Origin of the sequence: Paraburkholderia sp. MPAMCS5 (genome assembly GCF_036016995.1) — a bacterium.
Taxonomy (GTDB): Bacteria; Pseudomonadota; Gammaproteobacteria; order Burkholderiales; family Burkholderiaceae; genus Paraburkholderia.
Map to the genome: position 1 here is coordinate 289,055 of NZ_JAYXBK010000006.1, position 15,311 is coordinate 304,365.

Sequence of the window (15,311 nt, forward strand, 5' to 3'; positions counted from 1 at the left end):
AAAAGCAGACAAGAGCGCGTGGTTAAGTTTCAGCAAGTCCTAACTAATAGATAGCGCCGGAGCTGCGCGCTCCATGGTGCAGTTTGGAGACATCATGAGCGCAGGATTTCAACATCCGTTTCCCGCGGCGACGAGCAACGTCGCGCGCGGCAAAATCGTCAGTGCACAAGAGGCCGTCAGGCTAATTCGTCCCGGCAATACGGTCGCAACCGGTGGGTTTGTTGGCATAGGCTTCGCAGAAGAAGTTGCGGTCGCGCTGGAGCAGCTGTTTCTTGACTCAGGCCAGAACGGCAAGGATGTGGCTCGAGACCTAACGCTCGTTTATGCGGGTGGTCAGGGCGATGGCGCCGGGAGAGGTCTGAATCACCTAGCTCAGGAAGGACTTGTTCGGCGAGTAATCGGTGGCCATTGGGGGCTTGTGCCGAAGCTTCAACGCCTGGCTGTCGAAGGCCACATCGAAGCCTACAACCTCCCGCAAGGCGTAATTTCACAGCTGTTTCGAGACATCGCGGCGCATCGTCCTGGCCACCTGTCGACAGTCGGACTCGGTACGTTCGTGGACCCTCGAAACGGCGGCGGCAAGCTCAACGACAAAACGACGGAAGATTTGGTGAGCCTCACATCTGTCAACGGGGCTGAATGTCTTCTGTACAAGACATTCCCCATCGATGTCGCTATCGTGCGCGGCACCACGGCCGACGCAAACGGGAACGTAACGATGGAGAAGGAAGCGCTCACCCTCGAGTCGCTTTCAATCGCTATGGCCGCACGTAACTCCGGTGGCATCGTGATAGTTCAGGTAGAGCGAATTGCAGTGTCTGGCACGCTGAATCCTCGACAGGTCAAGATACCCGGCATTCTGGTCGATTGTGTTGTGGTCGCGAAGCCCGAAAATCACTGGCAGACCTTTGCCGAACCGTACAGTGCAGGCTTCGCAAGCGAGCTTCGCGTTTCGGCTGGCTCGATTGCCCCGATGTCGTTGACGGAGCGGAAAGTCATAGCGCGACGAGCCTCGTTCGAGCTGATGGCTAACAGCGTGGTGAATCTTGGAATTGGGATGCCGGAAGGCATAGCGAGCGTCGCCAACGAGGAGAAGGTGTGCGACCTCTTCACGATGACGACGGAGCCTGGCGTCATCGGCGGGATACCTGCGGGTGGACTGAATTTTGGCGCCGCGACCAATACTGACGCCATCATTGACCAGCCGTACCAGTTCGACTTTTATGACGGCGGCGGCCTGGACATTGCATTCCTCGGACTGGCTCAGGTTGACCGCGAAGGCAACATTAATGTGAGCAAGTTCGGCCCGAGGCTGGCAGGTGCGGGCGGCTTCATCAATATTTCTCAGAGCGCGAAGAAGGTGGTCTTTCTCGGCACGTTTAACGCCGGCAACCTCGATGTGAGTATTAAAGACGGTCGGTTGACAATTCTTCGGGACAGCGTCTGTCGGAAATTCGTGGACGAGGTGGAACATCGCACGTTCGGCAGTCGCTACGCGAATGAGCGCCACCAGCCTGTTCTGTACATTACGGAACGCTGTGTCTTTTCTCTGAGTCCGGGCGGCCTTGAACTCGTGGAAATTGCGCCAGGAGTCGACTTGCAGACGGACATCATTTCACAGATGGGCTTCGCACCCATCATGAAGTCGCCGCCGCGCCTCATGGACGCCCGTATTTTCGAAAGCAAGCCGATGGGACTGCGAAGCGTGCTTCTGCGATTGCGACTTCGTGAGCGCTTCAGCTACGACGCGGATAAAAAAATGTTCTTCATCAACTTCGAAGGGCACAAGGTCGCGACTGAAGAGGACGTGGAGGCTATTCGCTCCGAGGTTGAATTGGCTCTGTCCGGACTCGAGGTACGTCCCCACGCTATCGTGAACTATGACAACTTTTCGATAGCTCCGGAGGTCATCGACGCCTATTCGGATATGGTGACCGGGCTCGTCTCCCGCTTTTACTCGGATGTGACCCGATACACCACGAGCAGCTTTCTCCGGATGAAACTAGGTGACGCGCTGCAACGTCGCAATGTCGCAACCTATATCTACGAAACTCCCGAAGAGGTAACGGCGTACATGTCGCGTTAATTGCTGCCAGCCGTTTCTTCGGGTGTCTGGACCGCCAGGCTTATGCGCTAAGACTTTGCACACGCAGGATGCTATTCCCCGTTTCGTTTTGGGAGTCTCGGTCCGAAGACCGGGACTCCTTCCCCTGCTACTCGACCTGGAGCTTCATTGTCGAGCTCACTCGCAGACTTTCTCGCGCCAGTGTTAAGGTCTCCAGGCACGAGCGAATACTACGCTTCGCTGACCGCGGTTTTGACAGTCTTTGTAGCCGACTTCGTGGCAGTTGCATACGCCGCGCTAGCAGACTGGTTAGCCGCGCCCAGACCCGACTTCCAGACGGCCAGAAACGCGTCGCTGCCCGGCAATGCATTTTTCGACATGTTGTCGAACCACGCCTTCGCGTCAAATGAAGGTTGCTTGAGGACCGCTTTGCCCACCGCGGTGAATTCAGCCTGGATGCTCGACACAATTTCCTTCACGTGTGTCCAATAGGCCTGAGTCTTCTGAAAACCGGCGCGTAGCTGGTCTTCCTCAACTGCAAACGCTGCTTGCGGCGCATTGCTAGTGAGCGACTTGGCAGCGAAACCTTGCGCCTCGGCAAGCGTCGTCCTGACCGTCTGCGCATTAAGTTCAACGAGCTTTTCGAATCCTTGAAAAACCTTGCTCGCCAGACCGAAGGCTGTGTCGACGCTTGCCTTGGATGCAACAATCGTTTGTTCGGGGATGAGGTTGGTCATATTCGACTCCAAAAAAGGCAGGGCCGGATGTCGCCCCGTTCACATGCTGCGGTGCAGCAATTCGATTTCATGATAGCCGCAATTCTAGTGAAGTCAAATTCTTATTTTGCCCATCGTCTTTTGTGACTTGCCTTCATTCCCGCTTCAGTACAGCGTAGCAAGATGGCTCCTGCAGCAAGGTGGCCTCCCGCTTTGACTCTTTAAATTCATGCTGCACCGCAGCAATTGTGGTGCATACTGACGTGTCGCACGAACTCGCGCTCTTGGAGATGCAATGAAACGGGTTGAACTCACGCCGCCGTCAGCAACACTCTTCGTTCTTGAACCGCTTCGCGCGGCAGCCGACTACATTGCCGGTATGGCTCCCCTCGCTGTCCCATTGCCGCCGGGCGACGGTCACCCGGTACTGGTGTTCCCCGGGCTAGGTGTCAACGGGGCCGCGACGTCGGACCTGCGCAATCGTCTGCAGCAAGTGGGATACGAAGTTCACGATTGGGAACAAGGTGTCAATTTCGGGCCAGGTGCCGACCATGACCTAATGCTCGAACGCCTGGGTGACCATCTGAAGCAGATACATGCGTGGCATCGAAGTTCGGTCTCTCTGGTCGGCTGGAGCTATGGAGGTATCTACGCCCGTGAGTTAGCGGCGAAACATCCAGAACTTGTGCGCCAGGTCATCACGCTGGCTACACCTGTTGCCGACAACTGGGAAGCCACCCACGTCGGATGGCTGCTGAACATGCTCAGCAGCGGCATTGCTCCAATGAGCCAGGTTTCAACGCGCCGCTCCGATGCCGATGTGCCTGTCCCATGGGCTTCGGTCTACTCGAAAACGGACGGCATTGTTGCGTGGGAAGCATGCGTGTCGACCGGGTCAACGAACCACCGCAACATCGAAGTGGAAGACGTGAGTCATCTGGGCATGGTCCAGCATCCGGAAGTGCTACGCGTGGCGGCGGGCCTCCTCGCCCAGCATCGTGACGGTCCTGGGCAGGCGATAATGCGGGCCGCAGGTCAATAGTTTCTCGAATGCGACCTTCCAACAGGCTAAGGAGGTTGTTCCAGCTTGATGTTGACTCTATGCAAGCGCACAAAAGTTCGCGGCGACTATCAGGTGGCATTGGCTGCGCGGTCCGAAAACCGTCTCGCAGACGCCATCGGCCAATGCGAAATCTAAGCATCCACGTTGCGACCGTGACGGTCGCAAGCTGGTCAGCGCGTACTCCGACAAGTCGAAAGGAGTTGCCGACAAATCCTGCTCGCTCCGCAATCAAAGCGATTCGAATGCATGGGACTGGGAATCGGTCGTGGTCTAAGAGAACAGGAATGGGCGCCCCGCTGCACGCGAAGTGCTTGACTGACTTTCTGATGACCGAGGCCTTCGGTACGCCTTGACGACTACCTATGGCTTGACCAAGACTTTGCCAAGTCTGCTCCGCTTAGCGAGCATCGCAAATGCTTGTTGCGCCTCGTCCAACGAATGCTCGATGTACGCCACTGGCTGGAACGACTTATTCGCAAATTGCTGGAACAACCCGCCGGCCGCGGCAAGCGCCTCCTGTTTGTGAGCGCCGAAAAAATGCCGGACATCCACTCCGATAAGACTCGCCGATTTAAGTAACGCAAGATTCGTCGGCAGCTTCGGTATGGTCCCGGACGCAAAGCCCACAACGAGATGTCGACCTCCCTTGGCGAGTGAACGAAACGCCGCCTCCGAAGTTGCGCCTCCGACAGGGTCGACAATCACGTCAATCGCCCCGTCTACAGACATTGCGCGGAGTTGGTCGCGCAATGCAGGACCGTCTGGTTCCAGTTCAACGGTCTCGGTGGCGCCAAGTTCCAAAACCCTCGCCGCCTTATCTTGCGACGAGACAACGGCTAGCACTCTGGCGGATTTAGAGGATGCAAGCTGAACCGCAGCCTGCCCGACTCCGCCCGCGGCTCCCAGCACCAGCGCCGTTTCACCGGGCCTTAGGCGACCCCGCACGAACAAAGCATAGTGAGCCGTCAGGTAATCGACGAGAGCGCAAGCCGCCACGCTGTCGTCAATACCATCGGGCAGAGCAATTACGTCTTCGGCCTTCGCGACTGCATACTCGGCAAGGCCACCACCAAACTGCCAAACCGCAACCCTGCTTCCTGTAGCGATGCCTCTCACGCCATCGCCCACATCTACGACGACTCCGGCTATTTCACCTCCGGGCACATACGGAAGGTCGGGCTTCAGCTGATACTTGCCTTGGACAATCAGTCCGTCGACAAAGCCGAGCGCCGTGGCAGTCACGCGCAATACAACCTCGCCTTCCGCCCGAGCAGGCCTCTCGGCCGTTTCGAAAGTTATAACAGGTGGACTTTCAAATGCTTTAACGACCGCTCGATGCATTGAAGCCTCCAGAGGCTAATGAAGTTTGCACATTCGCTTCGGAGTTCGATGTGCCGCGAGAATGTTCCGCGATGTGTGCCCAGCAGTTGCGTGCGGCGTGCGCAGGTTGAACGCAAAAGCCGGACGGCTGTGCGTTGAGAGTATGGTCCTCCATGGCCAGCTTACTGCAAAGTGGCTGTAACCAAGGTAGACCGTGGCCGGAATCGGCTAATGCTGGATAACTGACATAGATTGATTGCATAACCGGAACGGAATGTCCTGCTGTAACTTGTCTCGCATACTCTGTCGCAGAGATTGCTCGTCAGTGCAGCGCGTCGGCTTAAGTTCGAGCCCCGCCACGTTTATCTCGCAGTTACATCTATCACCATCAGCTCCCTACGGCACGGCTCGCACGCAGAGGACGACTCGTTCCGAATTTACCAGCTACAATGCGCGATTCTGCGCAGGATAAGTGTTACCGAGGTAGCCGTGGAATAGAACCTGCTGTTTCCGTCGGCTGCGTCGGCTTTCCCAACGGATGGGCTCGCTAGTCATCGGTCGCAGCCGGTAGCAGTTCCCGCGTGCGCTTCATAACCCAAGCCACCTCACGTTGGGAGAAGTCCCACTCGCCAGCGTCGACCTTCAATCTCACGCCTTTCTCGGCCCGCGTCAACGCCACGTCTGGCGACAGACCAGCGGTATTAATCTTTCGTGAGACATACGCGGATAGCTGACCAGCAAGGTCCTCACACGCGTCGTAACGTACCCACAGTTCCTCCTCCGTGAGACCGCTTTGATAGCGCCCATCGACTTCGCGAACGAGAAGTTTTGGTTGAACCCCGGTTACAGAACCTGGGTCCGGCTCTCTCGGAAAATCATCAGGCACGCGTCGGTCTGTCATGTCGTTCTCTATAGCTGTGGCAACTGCCGAGTCGGTGTGACCACCGGACACGCCTCGCATGTCGTCGCCCTGCGCGCCATTTCGCCCAGCGGAGCGCAAACACCTGGCTGCCGAGGTGTACCCGCACTATGCGGTTGACTGTGATTTACGAAAACTCACAACTGGGCGTCAAGCATTTTGAGCATTGCAGCGGCGGGGCCTTGTAAACCAACTCCATGCGACGGGTTCGTGTCCGACTCCCGAAGGTTGATTCGAATGAGCCTCTGCGCCGAGAATCGTTCGCTGAAACGTCGTACCGTCGGCAAGGCTTTCCCGGCACCAACTTCGACCACAACAAGCTTCGACACTGAAGAAATCCAAGCTGCGAGTCGCTGCTGCTGTTTCTCATAGGGAAGGCCAACCCAACCCCAGTCTCCAAACATCAGGATATTCGGACGCGCGAGAGCGCCACAACGAGGGCAACGGGGCATCGGGCTCTCCAACTCGGAGGTTGTTTCAATTGCGAGCGGATGAAAATCTCTCGCCGACCACGTCTCGTCCGTACATGTCTCCAGACATTGGAGTGCGTGAATCGACCCATGGCATTCGTGCACACGGTGTTCCGGGAACCCGGCCTTTTGGAACTGTCCATCGACATTGCTCGTGAAAACGAACGCCCCATGACTCATGCGGTCAGCCCATCGGCGCAATATCGCGAAGCCTTCGTGTGGAACGGTGCACCGGTAAAGCCTCAATCGGTGCCCGTAAAAGCCCCATGCAAGTTCCGGATGCTCCGCAAACCTTGCTGGGTTTGCCATGTCCTCGAACGAGAGGCCTTGATGCCGAAGCGCGGGGTACGCTCGCCAGAAACCTTCCTGCCCACGGAAATCAGGAAGGCCCGAGTCGACGCCCATGCCGGCGCCAGCTGTGATGAGCAAACCGTCTGCCTCTCGCAGCCAAGCGACAGCTTTCTCCAGCTCCTCACCTTGCGAATCGGACACGGGTAGACTCCTTTAGATTCCGCTCATTCGTTGTCACCTGTTGAAGCTTGGTAGGCTTCTTCCGCAGCACGCTGGTGCGCCTGATAGGCCAGCACTGACGCCTTCGTCAGGAATCGTATGTTCCCAGCTTTGTGGTGAAGCTTGAGTTTGTCTTGCTTGAGCAGCTTCACGACATGTGGACGGGACACGAATAGCAGCTTCGCGGCTTCGGCGGTGGACATGAAATCGTCGGCGTCAGGCGGCGGTAGAATCTTCGCGTTCGTCGACATTGTGGCTGTCCAGTTAGATTGCGCGGCTCAGACTATGCACGGAGGTACCACTCGCCAGCGCCGTAAATCCTATTCCGTGTATCAATGTCACGCTTGTAGCCGAGCTCCTTCACGAGGCCCAGCGACCGCAGCACTTCGCGGGCACGCATGAGGTCCTGCCTATCGGCCCAGTCACGCGTGTAGACACAGATGACGTGCCCATCGCGACCCATGCTGCGCAGAGCGGTGGACACCTTGGCACATATCAGCTGGTCATTCTCGATAGCACCACTGATTTTGCTCCACGCCTCGTCCACGTCGGTGGGGCTCATAAAGATGCACCATTTCCCAGATACATTTGTCGAGGCAAAGTCGTTGTAGCTCGGGGACTTCTTATAGTGCCAGTTGCAACTCAAGTCCTCAGACGGCTTGTCCGATTTTCTGAACAATCTCTCTTCCGCACCAATTCCTTCCTTCATTGAAGCGTCCTCGCGTCCGGCGTTGCTTTCGTATTAATCCGCTTTGCTGGGCCTCGCGCGACATTGTTCTAATTTTTTCCTGAGCTCATCTATTCGCGACTGCATGCCGGCCGCTCGTTTCAACAACTGTCCGACTTCATGCCAGTAGGCATATCCTAAGTCCCCGTCCTCCAAACCCAACTCGTGGAACTTGCGAAGCGCAATTTCGAGGTCGATGTGGCTATCCGCGTTCATCTCTTCTTCCGTTGATTTTGGGTGGCGGTTGGCGCGCTCTGCAGTAGACAAGCGTCTAAACAAAACACCTTCTTTCACGTATCGCCTTTTGGTGCGCAGAACGACCAAGCTGAGCACGAACCCGACTGCCGGTACGACCAACAACCACGCATTTTGAAGAACGAGGCGTAGAAAATCCTTCACAGCCTAGGTGACTCGGAGGCTATGTGCTTCGCAAAACCATCGGCAGCCTTAGCCACTGCGGTGACGTCGTTCATCGCGAGGACTTGGAGCGGCGTGGAGCCTCTAAGGTCTGCGATTGGTGTGGTGAAGAAATGCCATTTATCCAGTCCCGATGTAGCGATGCCCAATCGACGTATGACCTTCGCGAAGGCATCCCGGTGAATCAATGATGAAAGAAAGAACGCCGGGATGTACGTCTCTTGCGCCATTTCAACGCTGAAGATTCGCGCTGACCCGAGATACTTGTTTAGCTTCTTCTCCGTGATACCTGTTGCCCTGCAGTAGTCTTGTGCGGGTAGCAATTTTCCTTCGCGCACAAGGGGGCTATGCTGCGAGCCCTCCAAGGCGCTCTGTGTCAAATCTTCGTGCGGTGTTTGCGATTTCGAGATACGGCTAGCTCGCTTGCGTAGCTTCTCTTCTTCTTCACGCATCGACTGGATGTCGAGATTGAGAATGGTTGCCGCGCCGACGATTTGCCACACACGATATTTGATTAGCCGGCCTAGCTCCTCATCGGGGATGTCGAGAAGTGCCATGGCGCCTATTGGGTCAACCAGGACAGCAGCAACGACCGCACGATGAATCGCATGGTCTATCCGCGCAAGCCGCGCTTCTTCCGGCGAAGGCGCGTCTCGCCTTTGGTGAGACGGCCGCGGCGTTGCAACTCTTTTGGTCGTGATTCGATTCATGGCGGCAAGAGTTGGTTAGAGAACGTATCGCGCCAAGGTCGACTGCTGAGCAATCCGTCAATCCCTCGAACTCCGAAACCCGCCATCTGGAGCGCCTTCTCGCCCCTAGTGCAGGGTCTGCGTTATGTCTCGGCTGTCGATGTCTGGGACCTTGGCGACGCCTTCAGTTTTGCAAGTGCACGCACGGCAGCCTCCCCATACGTGTACCCGTGAGCGGTAACGCCTTTTACCGTGCAGACAGCGAAGCCGTCACCCACCTCGAAGCTAGCACCCTGCACCTGGGCGTAGTCCAGGGCCGCAAGCATGGTGGCTTTCGGGTCCGAGGAGATGTCGACCGCGTTCATATTCCGCGCGTACACGTGCAGGGTGCGCGTGCCCGAATCAAAATGCGCAAACGCGCTTTTTGGGTCGCCCGTCACCTGAAGCCCGTCCTTTTTGCAGAGCATGAAAAGCACTTCCAGTATGTCCAGAGAATCGATGTTGGCCGCAGCGGCCGACTCCGTTATCGGTTGAGTCTCTGGAACGGTATTGCCCGCCGTAGCATGCATGATGCTCTCCAAACGCGACATCACGGCTCTGCGCCTCGCATTACTTCTTCTGGATTCCATACCCGCCTCGTATAGCGTGAAAAGAGGTTTGCAGCGCATGCCCGCGGCCCATCCGCCGGTGTTGGAGCGACAACACAGCGTTATGATAGACACGTTCGAATGAGATGTATACCCAGTAGACTAAAAAACGGTAGACGTATAGCCGGTAGACGGAATTTCCGCGTTAGGCGAAATTCCGGTCCATGACCAATACTGAGCGCAAAGAATTCGACCCATACCTACGCCGGCGCGTTGCTAGCACTGTACGCAAGCTGCGTGCTGAAAAGGGACTATCACAAGAACAGCTCAGCGACCTATGTGGGTTTCACCGGACATATGTCAGTCAGGTCGAGCGTTCGGCAACTAACGTCTCCGTCGATAATCTCCAAAGACTTGCTCAGGGTCTCGAAGTCGACCCGGTGGTTCTCTTGGGTCCTTAACCGCGCAGAGGTCTCAAAGGCTGTATGGGTGTTTCGTGGTGGACCAAACGATAGAGAGGTCGTCCGGCACCACAAGGGTCAGAGATTGGCCGGAGCGAAAGATTTGTAATTTTGGAGCTTGGGCCAAAGTTGTGAAAGCCTGCCCGCTAAAGGAGCTGGCCGGCAATCGGACTCGCTCGGTTGCATAGCAGGCACGAATGAATGCGTGGCGTTCTCGCATGCACTTCGTTCAAGTAAGATTTGTTGAAACCGAAAAATCATATATCCGAGGGGACTTTGGCAAAGACCACCAAAGCAAGCGGGAACGTCGCGCTATCCGCATTGCCGTCGCCAACACCTTGGCCCGGTGCCAATGCTCGAATGCTGGGCTTGGGAGTTGGCCTTCCTGTCGCCCCACTGGACCGCCTAGCCCAATTCAGCGCCGACGACTTCGAGCGATTCACGCTCGAGTGGGCGAGCGATTTCCTCGCAAAGCAAATCAATGCGGTCGAGGTACAAGTCCGGGGAGGCTCTGGGGATAAAGGTCGAGACGTTGTCGTCTGGCTCGACGCATCGAACGTGACCCCAAGGCGCTGGCAGCTCTACCAATGCAAGCACTATGACGCCAACCTCGGTTTGTCGAAAGCGGGCATCGAGATAGCGAAGGTGCTGTATTACACGCACATCGGCGACTACACGGCGCCCGAAAGCTATTCTTTCGTGACGCACAAGGGCGTCACCTCCCCGTTCCAAGACTTGCTTGACGTGCCGGCCGACCTTCAGAATAAGATGGTTGATTCTTGGGATGACTACTCAAAGTCCATAACTTCGAAGCAGACCATCGCGCTCACTCCCGAGCTCAAGAAGCACATCTTGAGCTTCGACTTCAGCATCTTCTCCGCGAAGCAGCCTCACGACTTAATCGCCGAGCACGCTCAAACCAAATATCACCTGACGGTGTTCGGCGCACCCTTGCTGGAAAGGCCTCCGCCTCCCCCGCCGCCATCGACGGTCGCAGCAAACGAGACGAGGTACATCGAACAGTTGTACAGCGTAATCGGCGACGCTCTTGGCACGAAGGTCGTTGACGCAGCAGATTTCAAGCATAGCCATCGTCACGCGCGGTTATTCGAGCGCTCTCGACTGGTGTTCTACAGCGCGGAAGGACTCAAAGAGCTGGCTCGAGACCAGATGGCGGACCAGGCCTATTTCGATTCGCTGCTGACCGAATTCAGCGACGGGCTGTACCACCAATACACCGACGCCAACGGAAGTCCGATGGACCGCCTGAAGGCGACGGTGACCGCCGCCCAAGCGATTCAACTTGGACCACACCCGCTGGCACCCCACGTGAGCAGTAAAGACCGTGAAGGCATGTGCCACCAGATGGCGAACGAAGACATTCTCGATTGGTGCAATCCATGAATAGGGCGGACAAGCCAATCCGAATGCCTCAAGTCCGCCCGTTCAACTCGGCTCTGGAGTATGGGCTCCGGACGCTGTTCATCCTCAACGCGGCACACGGTCACGCAATGGACCTTCAGCGGCTTGTATCTTACGACTACCTGCTTGTCCACTCCGGTGACGTGGATGATGGTCCAGCCAGCTTGCATCCGGCAATGCCCCATCGAGGTACGGAGCTGCTCGTGAAGCGGAATGTCATCCACACTGGGCTGACCCAGATGCTGGCGAAGGAATTGATTGAAATCGTCTTTGCCCCGCAAGGTTTCCTGTACCGGGCTACCGATATGACGGCCGCGTTCCTCAAGCTACTGAAATCTGCCTACGCGCACGAGTTGGGCGTGAGAGCGAACTGGATAGTCGACCGGTTTGGTCGTTACACCGACCAGGAACTCGAGGCTTTCATGGCGCAAAACGTGGGACGATGGGGCACAGAGTTCGACCGCCTCACCGCCGTTGATTTACTGGAACTTTGACTATGCTTCAAATCAGAAAGATTCTGCTCCGGGGAGCTGGGCTGGAAGACGCAATCGTCCAGTTCTACAGCGGCGCCAACGTGCTCGCGGGCGAGTCTGACACTGGAAAAAGCTTTCTCCTGGAATGCATCAACTTCATCCTTGGAGCGGATAAGCTGAAGCATGTCGACGAAGCGGTGCCGTACACGCACCTCGCCGTCGAATTCGTGAACTCAAACGATGAAACCATCACATTGGTGCGCCCGACGAATGGCGGCAATCTGATGGCATATCGGGTACCCATCGATGATATTTCGGGAGATGGTGAGCCGATAGCGCCGACGAGAAAAGGCCTGAGCAAAGGCCCCGACGTCACATCGGTCCTGCTGCCGTTTGCGGACATCAACGAAGCTCGCCTCCGGAAGAATGTTGGTGGCGAAACTCAACGCTTTACCATCCGGACGATTGAGCCGCTATTCCTCATCGACGAAGTCTCTGTCATCGACCAATACTCCCCTGTAACGGGGAAGCCCGCATTCGGCGACACGGCCCGGAAACGCGCGCTTTCGTACGTCTTGACTGGGATTGACGATGGAAGCGTCGCCGCCGGTGAGAAGAACGAAATCGTGAAGGCGCGACTGAAGGCAAAGCTCGAACTTGTTGACGAGATGCTGCAACCTCTGAACGAGCGCTTCGCGTCGCCGGGTGCGCCGGGTGCGTCGGGTGCGTCGGGTGCGTCGGGTGCGTCGGGTGCGTCGGGTGTGTCGGGTGTGTCGGGTGTGTCGGGTGTGTCGACAGACGATACAGAGCTAGACACGTTGATTGGTAGCCTGACCGGCGAACTAGAGAATCTTGCCACCTCTCGGGACGCACTCCAAGAACAGTCACAAGAAGCAACTCGCAATATCCTGAAGACCGATTCTCAGCTGCTCGGCATCCGTGAACTTCTTTCGAGGTATCGACTGCTGGACGAGCGGTACACCTCTGACTTGGACAGGTTGGACTTCATTTCCGAAAGCTCTTTCTATTTCGATGCGCTTCAGGATGTCCCTTGTCCTGTTTGTGACCAGATAATGGTACCCGGCCACTCGCACAGTCCGGATTCCGCCGCTCGACCAATACGAGAGTCAGCTGTGGCCGAAGCTGCAAAAATACACGCGCATCGAACCGACTTAGCGGCGGCGATTCGCGACCTTGAGGTTCGTCAAGGCTTGGTCGAAGGTGAAAAAAGCACCATCGACAAAGAACTCCAATCGTTGAATACCGAGTTGAGTCGCACTTTGGCCCCACGTTTGGAGTTCACGACGCAGCGCCTTGAGCAACTCGTGAGTCGACACACCGAACGTGAGGCTACGCGAGTCGAACGAGAACGTTGGCAAAGTTTGGTCAAACTCCAAAATGATATTAATTCCGCCCTCGCCGAGAGTGGCGCGCCAAAGCAAACCTGGGCCGGCATCCCGCCGAAAGAGCTCGAGGAATTTTGCGCGGAGATTCAAGCTGTCCTAGTCGAGTGGGCATGGAAAGGAACTCCATGTGTCGAATTCGATGAAAAGGCGTTCGACATTATTGTCGATGGGAAGCCGCGCCAGTCCTCCGGTAAAGGTGTCCGGGCAGTCCTATACGCTGCGTTTGTTATTGGCCTTCTGCGATACACTGCAAAAAACAATCGCCCGCATCCCGGCTTGATTGTTATCGACTCGCCGCTTACAAGCTATAAGAAGAAAAAGAACCAGACTGTGAAAGGAGAAAACGGACAGGTTGACGCAGGTATTGAAGCAGCTTTCTGGGAGTCACTCGCTAAGACCTCAAAAGATATACAGGTCATAGTGATAGAAAACAAAGAGCCGCCTACCGAAATCGCCGCCGAAGTTCATTATCAGTGGTTTGCAGGCGAAGACGCGAAAGCAGATGAACGTGCTGGATTTATCCCGGGAAAATCCGCACGAGCGAACTGATATTCCAATACCGCGCTTGGCACTGACGCAGTTGGGGAAACCTGATAATCGGTGCCGCGCGGCCCGACTCAGACCCGCAAAGACTGACGTCGACTATTAAACAGGTCGGATAATCTTCTTTATTTCAGCGAGATGCCGTCTAGCCTCCTCCCTCGGGGTAATAACGACGGCGTCCGGAATCGTCACGCCAAGCTTCTTCGCCAGATTCGAGACGTAAGGCCGCGTCCCACCTGGCAATTGATTCCTTGCATTAGTAACCCGTGCGATTCCACATGTCTGAACCAAATAATCATAAACGCGACAATCACGGTCGGATTCGATAATGACGTCTGGAATAGTCGGAGCAGTTACTTTCATCGCCTCATCTCCGCGGCCAGTCATTGGGATGGGTTAACAGTAGAGCCTAAATCAATAAAACCCCAATGTATTTTCAGCAGGTTGTGTTATATTTTTTCGGCCCCTCCCCCAGACCCCCACCCGGTTTCGGGCATGCTTGCCCTCAACCCAAAAGCAGCTCGGCGCCCTGCGGTCGCCTTCGAAATCTTAAAGATTCAATGCATGTAAACCCTACTCGGACACGAACGGCCACTGGTAGAGCTACGACATACGTGTTCGATTGGGCCTGGGCCGACGCCTACAAGCGCAACGGTTTGCCGTATTACCCGAAGCTCCTGTGCGCCGTGCCGTTCACGCCGGTGCAAGGCAACCGTCTGCTCAGCGCGGACCCGCATGCCTTGCGGCATCTCGCGGCCACGCTGATGGCGTTCGCCGAGCAAGCCGATGTGTCGTCGCTGCATGTGCTCTTTCCAACCGGAACGGAAGCCAGCGCGCTCACCGACATGGGCATGATGCAACGCGAAGGCGTGCAGTTTCACTGGCTGAACGACGGCTACCGCGACTTCGACGATTTCCTTTCCACGCTCGAACAGAAGAAGCGCAAGAACATTCGCGCGGAACGCCGCAAGGTTCACGAGGCCGGCATCACGATGCGCCGCATTCGCGGCGAGGACATTCAGGACGCGGACTGGCGCTTCTTCAGCAAGTGTTATCGGCAAACGTATCGCGAGCACTTTTCGAGTCCGTATCTGAACCTCGATTTTTTCCGGATGATCGGCGCGTCCATGCCGGAGAATCTGCTGCTCGTGATCGCCGAATACGACGGCAAGCCGATCGCAAGCTCGCTCGTCGTGTATCAGCGCGACGCGCAAACCGGCGGCACGCTGTACGGCCGCTACTGGGGGGCGCTCGAACACGTGCCGTGCCTGCACTTCGAGACCGCGTACTATCAGCCGCTCGAATTCTGCATCGAAGAAAAGCTCGGCGCCTTTGAAGGCGGCGCTCAGGGCGAACACAAAATGGCGCGCGGATTTCTGCCGACTGTCACGCGCTCGGCGCACTGGCTCGCGCACCCCGCTTTCGCCGATGCGGTCGGGCATTTCCTCGACAACGAAAAGAACAGCATCCACGCGTATGTGGACGAGCTGCGCGAACACAATCCGTTCAAAGGCTGACGCGCG

Annotated in this window: 14 protein-coding genes and 1 pseudogene; 7 read left to right on the forward strand and 8 right to left on the reverse strand. The window is 56.5% G+C overall.

Going from position 1 to position 15,311, the window contains the following annotated elements; all coding sequences use genetic code 11:
* The first annotated feature begins 94 nt into the window (after positions 1 to 94).
* Complete coding sequence (locus VOM14_RS16420; RefSeq protein ID WP_327629771.1) at positions 95 to 2,086, forward strand: acyl CoA:acetate/3-ketoacid CoA transferase; 1,992 nt, start codon at positions 95 to 97, stop codon at positions 2,084 to 2,086.
* Between the two features lie 209 nt (positions 2,087 to 2,295).
* Here VOM14_RS16420 and VOM14_RS16425 read toward each other — a convergent pair whose 3' ends face one another.
* Positions 2,296 to 2,802 carry a phasin family protein gene (locus tag VOM14_RS16425; RefSeq protein ID WP_327629772.1) on the reverse strand — a complete coding sequence of 169 codons (507 nt, stop codon included), beginning with the start codon at positions 2,800 to 2,802 and terminating at the stop codon, positions 2,296 to 2,298.
* 274 nt (positions 2,803 to 3,076) lie between these two features.
* Between VOM14_RS16425 and VOM14_RS16430 the strand changes: the two genes are divergently transcribed.
* Positions 3,077 to 3,823 (forward strand): lipase family alpha/beta hydrolase, encoded by a 747-nt coding sequence (locus tag VOM14_RS16430; protein WP_327629773.1) that lies wholly within the window; start codon positions 3,077 to 3,079, stop codon positions 3,821 to 3,823.
* 381 nt (positions 3,824 to 4,204) lie between these two features.
* Here VOM14_RS16430 and VOM14_RS16435 read toward each other — a convergent pair whose 3' ends face one another.
* From VOM14_RS16435 to VOM14_RS16465, 7 genes are all read right to left on the reverse strand, one after another.
* Positions 4,205 to 5,185 carry an NADPH:quinone oxidoreductase family protein gene (locus VOM14_RS16435; protein ID WP_327629774.1) on the reverse strand — a complete coding sequence of 327 codons (981 nt, stop codon included), beginning with the start codon at positions 5,183 to 5,185 and terminating at the stop codon, positions 4,205 to 4,207.
* 1,035 nt (positions 5,186 to 6,220) lie between these two features.
* Positions 6,221 to 7,045 carry an SIR2 family NAD-dependent protein deacylase gene (locus VOM14_RS16440; RefSeq protein ID WP_442955546.1) on the reverse strand — a complete coding sequence of 275 codons (825 nt, stop codon included), beginning with the start codon at positions 7,043 to 7,045 and terminating at the stop codon, positions 6,221 to 6,223.
* Positions 7,046 to 7,068: 23 nt separating this feature from the next.
* Entirely contained in the window at positions 7,069 to 7,314 is a 246-nt protein-coding gene (locus tag VOM14_RS16445) for a helix-turn-helix domain-containing protein (protein WP_327629775.1), read from the reverse strand.
* 32 nt (positions 7,315 to 7,346) lie between these two features.
* Positions 7,347 to 7,772 carry a putative phosphothreonine lyase domain-containing protein gene (locus VOM14_RS16450; protein WP_327629776.1) on the reverse strand — a complete coding sequence of 142 codons (426 nt, stop codon included), beginning with the start codon at positions 7,770 to 7,772 and terminating at the stop codon, positions 7,347 to 7,349.
* Positions 7,773 to 7,805: 33 nt separating this feature from the next.
* Positions 7,806 to 8,189, reverse strand: a complete 384-nt coding sequence (locus VOM14_RS16455; protein WP_327629777.1) for a hypothetical protein — start codon at positions 8,187 to 8,189, stop codon at positions 7,806 to 7,808.
* On the reverse strand, positions 8,186 to 8,764 hold the full coding sequence (locus VOM14_RS16460) for a hypothetical protein (RefSeq protein ID WP_327629778.1): 579 nt from the start codon (positions 8,762 to 8,764) through the stop codon (positions 8,186 to 8,188). Before VOM14_RS16460 ends, VOM14_RS16455 begins: the two co-directional genes overlap by 4 nt.
* 275 nt (positions 8,765 to 9,039) lie before the next feature.
* Complete coding sequence (locus VOM14_RS16465) at positions 9,040 to 9,465, reverse strand: hypothetical protein (RefSeq protein WP_327629779.1); 426 nt, start codon at positions 9,463 to 9,465, stop codon at positions 9,040 to 9,042.
* Positions 9,466 to 9,707: 242 nt separating this feature from the next.
* Here VOM14_RS16465 and VOM14_RS16470 point away from each other — a divergent pair, with 242 nt between their 5' ends.
* From VOM14_RS16470 to VOM14_RS16490, 5 genes and pseudogenes are all read left to right on the forward strand, one after another.
* Entirely contained in the window at positions 9,708 to 9,944 is a 237-nt protein-coding gene (locus VOM14_RS16470) for a helix-turn-helix domain-containing protein (RefSeq protein WP_327629780.1), read from the forward strand.
* A gap of 276 nt (positions 9,945 to 10,220) precedes the next feature.
* Complete coding sequence (locus VOM14_RS16475; RefSeq protein ID WP_327629781.1) at positions 10,221 to 11,348, forward strand: ABC-three component system protein; 1,128 nt, start codon at positions 10,221 to 10,223, stop codon at positions 11,346 to 11,348.
* On the forward strand, positions 11,345 to 11,860 hold the full coding sequence (locus VOM14_RS16480) for an ABC-three component system middle component 2 (protein WP_327629782.1): 516 nt from the start codon (positions 11,345 to 11,347) through the stop codon (positions 11,858 to 11,860). The genes VOM14_RS16475 and VOM14_RS16480 overlap by 4 nt, the downstream gene beginning before the upstream one ends.
* Before the next feature lie 2 nt (positions 11,861 to 11,862).
* Positions 11,863 to 13,794 carry a hypothetical protein gene (locus VOM14_RS16485; RefSeq protein WP_327629783.1) on the forward strand — a complete coding sequence of 644 codons (1,932 nt, stop codon included), beginning with the start codon at positions 11,863 to 11,865 and terminating at the stop codon, positions 13,792 to 13,794.
* A gap of 605 nt (positions 13,795 to 14,399) precedes the next feature.
* Positions 14,400 to 15,305: pseudogene (locus tag VOM14_RS16490) on the forward strand (GNAT family N-acetyltransferase); the annotation flags it as partial.
* Positions 15,306 to 15,311 lie beyond the last annotated feature (6 nt).

Coding starts and splice junctions, on each gene's coding strand:
- VOM14_RS16420 (WP_327629771.1), top strand. CDS start 95: ATGAGCGCAGGATTTCAACATCCGTTTCCCGCGGCGACGAGCAACGTC.
- VOM14_RS16425 (WP_327629772.1), bottom strand. CDS start 2,802: ATGACCAACCTCATCCCCGAACAAACGATTGTTGCATCCAAGGCAAGC.
- VOM14_RS16430 (WP_327629773.1), top strand. CDS start 3,077: ATGAAACGGGTTGAACTCACGCCGCCGTCAGCAACACTCTTCGTTCTT.
- VOM14_RS16435 (WP_327629774.1), bottom strand. CDS start 5,185: ATGCATCGAGCGGTCGTTAAAGCATTTGAAAGTCCACCTGTTATAACT.
- VOM14_RS16445 (WP_327629775.1), bottom strand. CDS start 7,314: ATGTCGACGAACGCGAAGATTCTACCGCCGCCTGACGCCGACGATTTC.
- VOM14_RS16450 (WP_327629776.1), bottom strand. CDS start 7,772: ATGAAGGAAGGAATTGGTGCGGAAGAGAGATTGTTCAGAAAATCGGAC.
- VOM14_RS16460 (WP_327629778.1), bottom strand. CDS start 8,764: ATGGCACTTCTCGACATCCCCGATGAGGAGCTAGGCCGGCTAATCAAA.
- VOM14_RS16465 (WP_327629779.1), bottom strand. CDS start 9,465: ATGCATGCTACGGCGGGCAATACCGTTCCAGAGACTCAACCGATAACG.
- VOM14_RS16470 (WP_327629780.1), top strand. CDS start 9,708: ATGACCAATACTGAGCGCAAAGAATTCGACCCATACCTACGCCGGCGC.
- VOM14_RS16480 (WP_327629782.1), top strand. CDS start 11,345: ATGAATAGGGCGGACAAGCCAATCCGAATGCCTCAAGTCCGCCCGTTC.
- VOM14_RS16485 (WP_327629783.1), top strand. CDS start 11,863: ATGCTTCAAATCAGAAAGATTCTGCTCCGGGGAGCTGGGCTGGAAGAC.